7 protein-coding genes are annotated in these 7,747 nt (G+C 45.7%); 3 read left to right on the top strand and 4 right to left on the bottom strand.

All coding sequences use genetic code 11. From position 1 onward, the window contains the following. Positions 1-274 precede the first annotated feature (274 nt). From K5677_RS07980 to K5677_RS07965, 4 genes are all read right to left on the bottom strand, one after another. Positions 275-1,435 (bottom strand): phosphoglycerate dehydrogenase, encoded by a 1,161-nt coding sequence (locus tag K5677_RS07980; RefSeq protein ID WP_296726587.1) that lies wholly within the window; start codon positions 1,433-1,435, stop codon positions 275-277. Positions 1,436-1,476: 41 nt separating this feature from the next. Next, the gene (gene serC / locus K5677_RS07975; protein WP_296726586.1) at positions 1,477-2,562 is read right to left on the bottom strand and encodes a 3-phosphoserine/phosphohydroxythreonine transaminase; all 1,086 of its coding nucleotides are present in this window, start codon (positions 2,560-2,562) and stop codon (positions 1,477-1,479) included. 235 nt (positions 2,563-2,797) lie between these two features. Further along, positions 2,798-4,189: a dockerin type I domain-containing protein gene (locus tag K5677_RS07970; protein WP_296726583.1), complete on the bottom strand. Its 1,392-nt coding sequence runs from the start codon at positions 4,187-4,189 to the stop codon at positions 2,798-2,800. Between the two features lie 146 nt (positions 4,190-4,335). Then, entirely contained in the window at positions 4,336-5,934 is a 1,599-nt protein-coding gene (locus K5677_RS07965; protein ID WP_296726582.1) for an MBL fold metallo-hydrolase, read from the bottom strand. A gap of 421 nt (positions 5,935-6,355) precedes the next feature. On the opposite strand from K5677_RS07965, the gene K5677_RS07960 reads away from it, so the two are divergent. From K5677_RS07960 to K5677_RS07950, 3 genes are all read left to right on the top strand, one after another. After that, positions 6,356-6,835 carry a hypothetical protein gene (locus tag K5677_RS07960; protein ID WP_296726579.1) on the top strand — a complete coding sequence of 160 codons (480 nt, stop codon included), beginning with the start codon at positions 6,356-6,358 and terminating at the stop codon, positions 6,833-6,835. 19 nt (positions 6,836-6,854) lie between these two features. Further along, positions 6,855-7,313 (top strand): hypothetical protein, encoded by a 459-nt coding sequence (locus tag K5677_RS07955; RefSeq protein WP_296726576.1) that lies wholly within the window; start codon positions 6,855-6,857, stop codon positions 7,311-7,313. A gap of 30 nt (positions 7,314-7,343) precedes the next feature. Next, positions 7,344-7,747 (top strand): hypothetical protein (locus tag K5677_RS07950; protein ID WP_296726574.1); only part of this gene is annotated, 404 nt, incomplete at its 3' end.

Here is a 7,747-nt window from a genome sequence, read left to right as displayed (position 1 = left end):
ACCGTTCAAAAAATATTCACAAGTGAATTATATCATATTCGGCAAGAAGTATCAATTATCGTTTCTTACAAATTTTCAATTATTTTTTTGGCAGTATTACCGCTTGACACAGCGAAAGGGGCTCTGCTGCGTTGAATGGCTAACACGCCGCACAATGCGTAAACTTGAATTTTATTGTTATATCATGCAATAAAAAAACAGTCATAAGGAAACTTTTAACATCCTTATGACTGTTTACTTGTTTTAACAATACAGCTTTTCAGCTGTTATCCGATCACTTGATTATTCTTACTCTGATAACGCCGTCAACTGCGTTGATCTTGCCCTCTACCGTAGGAGGAACATCACCGACAACATCGAGCATCGTGTAAGCAAAATCCTTCTTTGAAGCATTTACCATGTTCTCGATGTTGATACCCTCGTTACCAACTACTGTTGTGATTGAAGCGATAGTTGTAGGAACGTTCTTGTGGATAATGCAGATCTTTGTGCCTACTGCGTTCATTGAAGCATTAGGGAGATTTACACTGTTCTTGATGTTGCCGTTCTCAATGTACTCGATAAGCTCCTCAGCAGCCATAACAGCGCAGTTATCCTCGCTCTCTGGAGTAGAAGCACCGAGATGCGGGAGAACGATAACGTTGTCAACGCCGAGAACTACATCGTCAGCAAAGTCTGTAACATACTTAGCGACCTTGCCCTCTTCGATAGCCTTGACTACTGCTTCGCTGTTGATGAGCTCGCCTCTTGCGAGGTTGATAAGACGAACGCCGTCCTTCATCATAGCGATCTGCTCAGCATCGATAGTGTTCTTTGTCTGAGGAGTATAAGGCATATGAATTGTGATATAGTCGCTGTTTGTGTAGATGTCGTTTATATCTGTAACGATCTTTACGGAAGGCTCAAGGTGAAGAGCAGCACCTACAGAAAGGAATGGATCGTAGCCGATCACCTTCATGCCGAGAGACTCAGCAGCGTTAGCGATCTTGCCGCCGATAGCGCCGAGACCGATGATACCGAGAGTCTTGCCTGCGATCTCAGGACCTGCAAACTTTGACTTGCCGCCTTCAACTGTCTTTGGAGCATCAGGTGTGCCCTTGAGTGAAGCTGCCCATGAAGCTGCTTCAACGATCTTTCTTGAAGCAAGGAGAAGTGCGCAGATAGCAAGCTCCTTAACAGCGTTTGAGTTAGCACCGGGAGTATTGAATACACAGATACCCTCCTGTGCGCAGCGCTCAACAGGGATATTGTTTACGCCTGCGCCTGCACGGGCGATAGCGAGAAGATTGTCGCCGAACTGCATATCGTGCATCTTTGCGGAACGAACCATGATAGCGTCAGGATTAGCTATATCTTCTGCTACTGTGTACTTGCTCTTGTCGAAAATATCTGTGCCGATAGCTGATATCTTGTTTAATGTCTGAATTTTGTACATTTCAGTAAAACTCCTTTACAGTTTATTATTCAAAAATTATATCAGGAATTCTCTTCCTCGAACTTCTTCATGAAAGCAACGAGCTTTTCAACGCCCTCGATAGGCATAGCGTTGTAGATAGAAGCTCTCATACCGCCGACAGATCTGTGTCCCTTGAGGTTCTTGAAGCCTGCTGCATCTGACTCAGCAATGAACTTCTTGTCAAGCTCGTCATTGCCTGTGATGAACGGAACGTTCATAAGTGAGCGGTCCTTCTTTTCAACTGTGCCCTTGAACATCTTGCTGCTGTCGAGGAAATCATAGAGGATCTTAGCCTTCTTCTCGTTGTGAGCCTTCATGCCCTCAAGACCGCCCATTTTCTTGATCCACTTGAACACCTTGCCGCATACATAGATACCATATGTAGGAGGTGTATTGTAAAGAGACTCGTTATCAGCCTGTATCTTCCAGTCCATCATTGTAGGAGTCTGCTTGAATGCAGGACCGTCAGCGATGAGGTCCTCACGAACGATGATGATCTGAACGCCTGAAGGACCAACGTTCTTCTGAACGCCGCCGTAGATAACGCCGTACTTTGTAACGTCAACAGGCTCTGAAAGGAAGCATGAGCTTACGTCAGCAACCAGCTCGTGGCCCTTTGTGTTGGGGAGCTCCCAGAACTTTGTACCATAGATAGTGTTGTTCTCGCAGATGTAAACGTAGTCAACATCTTCGGGAATATCAAGGTCTGAGCAATCAGGGATATAAGAGAATGTCTTGTCAGCAGAGGAAGCAACTCTTACTACCTCGCCGTACTTCTCAGCTTCAGCAGCAGCCTTCTTAGCCCACTGACCTGTGATGATGTAAGCAGCATTGCCCTTCTTCATAAGATTCATAGGAACCTCTGCAAACTGAAGATTTGCGCCGCCCTGTACGAAGATCACCTTGTAGTTGTCAGGGATGTTCATAAGGTCGCGGAGATCCTTCTCAGCTTCCTTGATGATCTCGTCATATACCTTTGAACGGTGTGACATCTCCATTACGGACATACCGCAGCCCTTGTAATCCATCATTTCCTCTGCGCATTCCTTGAGAACTTCCTCGGGAAGTACAGCAGGACCTGCACTGAAGTTGTAAACTCTGCTCATGTTAAAAACCTCCAAGTTATATATTATAAAAATAAGTAGTATTTGCAATACAATATAAATTATACTCCTTTGTGCAAAATAAGTCAATATATAAAGCGCAAATTTTTGCGGTACAGGCAATATTCGTCAAAAATCCTAAAAATAGGTAGGGCAAATCAATGGTTCATAAAAAAGTTACCTTAACGGAATCGAAAAAAGACGGCAGAGGTCATAGGACTTCCGCCGCCGTGGTATATCAGTGCTTTTTCATGTAATTTGTAAAAGTATCTTTTCCGCCGGTCTGTGTGTAAGCATAATACGAAAGAACATACGAAGCATCAACAGCATTTACAGCGCCGTCATTGTTTACGTCGCAGTAAGCTTTTTCTGCGTCTGTAGGCTTTGTGTTCTTGCTGGTAGCTGATTTTGCGTAGACCGCAAGAATATCGGAAGCGTCGATAGCGTTTATGAAGCCGTCGCCGTTTGGATCGCCAATTTTAGGCTTGCTTGTTGTTACGGGCTTTGTAGTGGTAACAGGAGTTGTGTTTTTTTGGGTGGTGGTAGTAGTTTTCTTGGTCGTGGTCACAGCTTTTTTTGCTGTGGTCGTAGTGGTTGCTTTCTTAGTTGTAGTTGTGGCAGCCTTCTTAGTTGTAGTTGTGACTTTATTGGTTGTAGTCGTTGATGTAGGAGCAGCCGCGCTTTCTTTGTTTTTTACCTGATAGCTTTCTCTGAACTGAACGCCAACGAGCTTGTTTGTAACATCATTGTCGTTCATATCTATAGCTTTGTTTACAATTATCTTGAAACCGTAGCCGCCATTCGGCGTTTTCTCGGGTATCTTTACTCTGACTGTAGGGTAGAAGGTGTAGCTTCCGTAACGTCCTTCTTCGACTACAAGCTTCTTTTCAAGTAAAACAACATTTTTGTCATTAAACTCGACATCGAAGTCGATTTCCTTGAAATAATTTTTTTTGCCGTTGATATTGCCGCTTATTGTATAGCCAGTATTTCCTATATCAGCAGTATCTCCTGCGTAAACAACTCCGTTTTCAGAGCTTATTTTACGTCCGGTCTGGCTGTAGCGAAGTTTTGGGACTGAGGGATCAGGTCTGCCCTTGTCGGAGCCGTTCTTGTCAAGAGTAGAATATTTGCCTGTATAGGTTCTGAAAGCAGATGTAACGTCCTTTCCGTTCTTATCAATGGCTTTTTTTGGTATGACCTTATAGGTGTATTCGCGCAAAGGGGTATCCTCGGGGAATTTCAGCTTTGCGTCGATGTAAGCTCCACCGCTGAATCTTCTAAGCTCTGTTCCGAGGACAACGACATTTTTATCCTCAAACTCGAAGTCAAAATCGTATTCCTTTATATAGTCATTGAAGTTCAGTATACGCATAGATGTACCCAGGTCATCATACAGATCGATACTTAAAGAGAGCGTATTGTCGCTGCTGCTCTGTCTGAATTCATAATACTGATTTTCATTCAACTGACCTGTAAGCTTTGTTACAGCGGCGGTAGTAGTTGTTGTTGCTGATGTGGATGCTGGTTTAGCTGTTGTAGCAGCATCAGCGTATAGCGGTGAATAGCCGAGTGAGCTGCTGGCGAGTGTTATTGCCAGAGCTGCGGCAAATATTTTTGACTTTCTCATATTTTGTCCTCCTTGGAATTGGTCAACATATTAATTATATCATAGTGGACTGATATGAGACAAGCCAAAACTTGTTAAAAGTTTGTCAACTGACCAGAATTCGGCAGGCTGAAAAAAGGACGGCACTGAGCCGTCCTTGCTGTGTATTATGGTAATTTCCACTCGTCGCAGAGCTTGTGGATAGCCTCGGTGAGCTGGCGCATATCTGCGTTTGTTCTGCCGTCGGAGTCTCTGATAAGAGCCGCAAGGCGGTCGGAAGCCGCAACGAGGTCGCTGTAGGTGATGTTGAAGTTTGCGCTGTTGCGCTTCTTGGGTATTGGGATAGGCTCGGCGTCGATAGTTATGACATTTTCAGCAATATCGAACTCAGCACCGCTGTAAGGGACGTATACCTCTGCGCCCAGCTCGTCGCGGAGCCTCTGTGCAAAGCTCTCTGAGCCTGTTGCCTCGCCGTGATTGATAAAGAAGCGCTGAACTCCCTTGATGGACTTAGCCCATGCAAGGAGACCGTTCAGGTCTGCGTGACCGCTGATACCAGGGAGCTGCATTATCTTAGCTGCGACCTTGACTGTCTCGCCGAAGAGCTTTACGCGCTTAGCGCCGTCAACAAGGGCTCTGCCGAGGGTGTTGCCTGCCTGATAGCCGACAAAGAGAATAGTATTTTCTTTCCTCCAGAGGTTATGCTTGAGGTGGTGCTTGATACGTCCTGCTTCGCACATACCGCTGGCAGAGATGATGACCTTTGGGCGCGGATCGTCGTTGATAGCCCGTGAATCGTCGCTGCTGACAGTCCTGATAAGGTCGTCGAAGCTGATAGGATTTATGCCCTGACGGACAAAGGAGAGAGCCTCCTCGTCGTAGCAGCTCTCGCGGTTGCTGATGAAAATTTCCGTAGCCTCGTTGGCGAGAGGGCTGTCAACGTAAACAGGGAAGCCGTCGTGCCTTGAGACAAGTCCCTCGGACTTGATATGTCGGATAAAGTAGAGCATTTCCTGAGTTCTGCCCACCGCGAATGAAGGGATAATAACGCTGCCGCCGCGGTCAAAGGTCTCCTGCAAAACCCGTGCAAGGGAAGCGGTGTAGTCTGTGGGGCGGTCGTGTATGCGGTTGCCGTAGGTGGACTCCATGACCACGTAATCGGCAGCCTCGATATACTGAGGGTCGCGGATAAGGGGCTGATAGGTGTTGCCGATGTCGCCTGAGAAGACTATGGTCTTGGTTACTCCGCCCTCGGTGATAGTGAGGAGTATGCTTGACGAGCCCAGAAGATGACCAGCGTCACGGAAAAGCACTCGTATACCCTCACAGACCTCAAACTCCTGTTCATAGCGGTGTGGCACAAAGAGGTCTATAGCACCGATAGCGTCGTCCATAGTGTAGAGCGGCTCATAGTCGGGCTCGCCGCGTCTTGCAGCCTTACGGCTTCGCCATTCCGCTTCAAACTCCTGTATGTGTGCGCTGTCACGGAGCATTACGGAGCAGAGATTTGAGGTAGCCTCTGTGGCGTGTATCTCGCCCTGAAAGCCGCCTGAATAGAGCAGGGGGAGAAGTCCGGAATGGTCGATATGAGCGTGAGTCAGGAGAACGAAGTCGATATTTGACGGAGATACAGGTATCTGAACGTTTTCAAATATGTCCTCGCCCTGCTGCATACCGAAGTCCACAAGGAACTTTTTGCCGCAGGCTTCTATATAGGTACAGCTGCCCGTAACCTCATGGGTAGCGCCGATAAAAGTCATTTTCATTGAATTTCCTCCTTCTGTAAATCAAAATTTAATTATGTAGGGGCGAACATTGTGCGCCCACAAACTCCACCACGGGCGAACAATGTTCGCCCCTACAATACCAATTTTTCGGGACGCCAAAGGCGTTAAATTATGATTTATCTCACTCATATTATAACATATTTTTGCGCTGATGTCTATAATGAAATTGTGTAAAATGCCATATGAATAATTGTGTATTATTCAGTGTTTAATGTTTATCGATAAATTTTTATCGTGAAATTTACACAGCAGGAAGACTGAAAGTGATAGGGATTTATGTTTAATCATACAATATTTAATGATAAACGATAAAAAACCATTGACAAACATTAACTGACGTGGTATCATGTAATCACAGACAGGGAGAGCTTCCGCGAAAAAACAGAAAAGGAGAATCATTATGGAAAACGAAAAACTTAATTCTAAAATCAAAAACATCAGCAGGATATCTGTAGTCGGACTGATATTATATATCGGAGTTTCAGCATACGCCATGTTCCCGTCGGCAAAAAAAGGCTTCATTGACGGCTGGAACTCTGTCGACGACGGAGCTGATACAGCAGTATGGGAGGCGTTGCTGGGATTTGTCTGCGCTGTGGCAATGCTGACGGCTCTTGTTATTACAATAGTTGCCGGCTTGCAGCTTCTTTTCGGCATGAGTAAGGGAGCTTCGCCCTTTACGGAAAAGGTCAGCAAAGCTATAAAGAATATGGGCGTGAGCCTTATGGTCTACGAGGTCACAAGAGCAGGATTCTACTATCTTTCCGAGGGTACTGTCGAAATAGGTATGCTGTGGCTGGCAGGACTGGTTCTGTATGCATTCTCGTTGGTATTCCGCTACGGAACGGTGTTGCAGAAGGAGTCAGATGAAACTCTCTGAGCAGAAAGGACGTGAGTCTATGGATAAAAAACAGCTTACGCGGAAAATACAGCGGATAAGCCGCATAAGCCTCATAGCTATGGTGGCTTACGGAGCGCTGAATATCTTTGGTATGTTCCCCGAAAAGCGCTCCTACATCATTAATACAAAGGAGCACAGCCTGTTTGAGAACACCATCGGCGGAATAGCTGTCATAGCGGTCATATTCTGCGTTATTGCAGGCTTTGTCACGGCTTTTATGCTGCTGAACGAGCTGGGCAGGAGAAGAACTCCGTTCACGCTGAAAATAAGCAATTTGCTGCGGAATTTAGGCGCTTACATGATAATAATTGAGATAGGGAAGATCATATGCATATTTATTGCGGCAAGGGAGATAAGGGTAGACCTTTTCTGGTTCGCAGGACTGGTGCTCTACGCGTTTTCGCTGGTATTCCGCTACGGCAAGGGCTTACAGCAGCAGTCCGACGAAACATTATAAATAAAAAGAAAGAACAAGGGAGAGTTTAAAATGAATAAAAACATCTCAATCATCAAAAGGAGCAGCCTTGTGATCGCCATATTATCGCTTCTGGGTGCGGCTATGTATGTTGTAGCGGGTATCAGTGTGGAAAGAATGTCTGCCACACTGCTGCGGAATTATATTTCCGCAGTTGGAATAGGCTATTTTATCAATGCCGCAGCTCTGGCTGTTGCAGCGCTGATCTTTTTCAGGATATTCCGAAGCGGCAGACCTTTTACCCACGGAAATATCTGGGCGGTAAGAGGCATTGCAGGACTTTTTATAGTTAAATGTCTGATACAGGCAGTGTTTGAAGGAAAAGATCTTGGCATATTCAAGGCAGTCATAGCAGGAGGAGATTCTATCTTTTTTGCTGTTCTGTTTCTGGTGATCGCTGAGATACTGCGCTACGG

The sequence above is a fragment of the Ruminococcus sp. genome (assembly GCF_024684275.1).
The sequence above is the reverse complement of the archived record's forward strand: the minus strand, read 5'-3'. Positions and strand labels throughout refer to the sequence as shown.

What these genes read in the sequence shown, in the direction of transcription:
- serC (WP_296726586.1), bottom strand. Translation starts at nt 2,562, where the DNA reads ATGAGCAGAGTTTACAACTTCAGTGCAGGTCCTGCTGTACTTCCCGAG.
- K5677_RS07955 (WP_296726576.1), top strand. Translation starts at nt 6,855, where the DNA reads ATGGATAAAAAACAGCTTACGCGGAAAATACAGCGGATAAGCCGCATA.
- K5677_RS07965 (WP_296726582.1), bottom strand. Translation starts at nt 5,934, where the DNA reads ATGAAAATGACTTTTATCGGCGCTACCCATGAGGTTACGGGCAGCTGT.
- K5677_RS07970 (WP_296726583.1), bottom strand. Translation starts at nt 4,189, where the DNA reads ATGAGAAAGTCAAAAATATTTGCCGCAGCTCTGGCAATAACACTCGCC.
- K5677_RS07980 (WP_296726587.1), bottom strand. Translation starts at nt 1,435, where the DNA reads ATGTACAAAATTCAGACATTAAACAAGATATCAGCTATCGGCACAGAT.
- K5677_RS07960 (WP_296726579.1), top strand. Translation starts at nt 6,356, where the DNA reads ATGGAAAACGAAAAACTTAATTCTAAAATCAAAAACATCAGCAGGATA.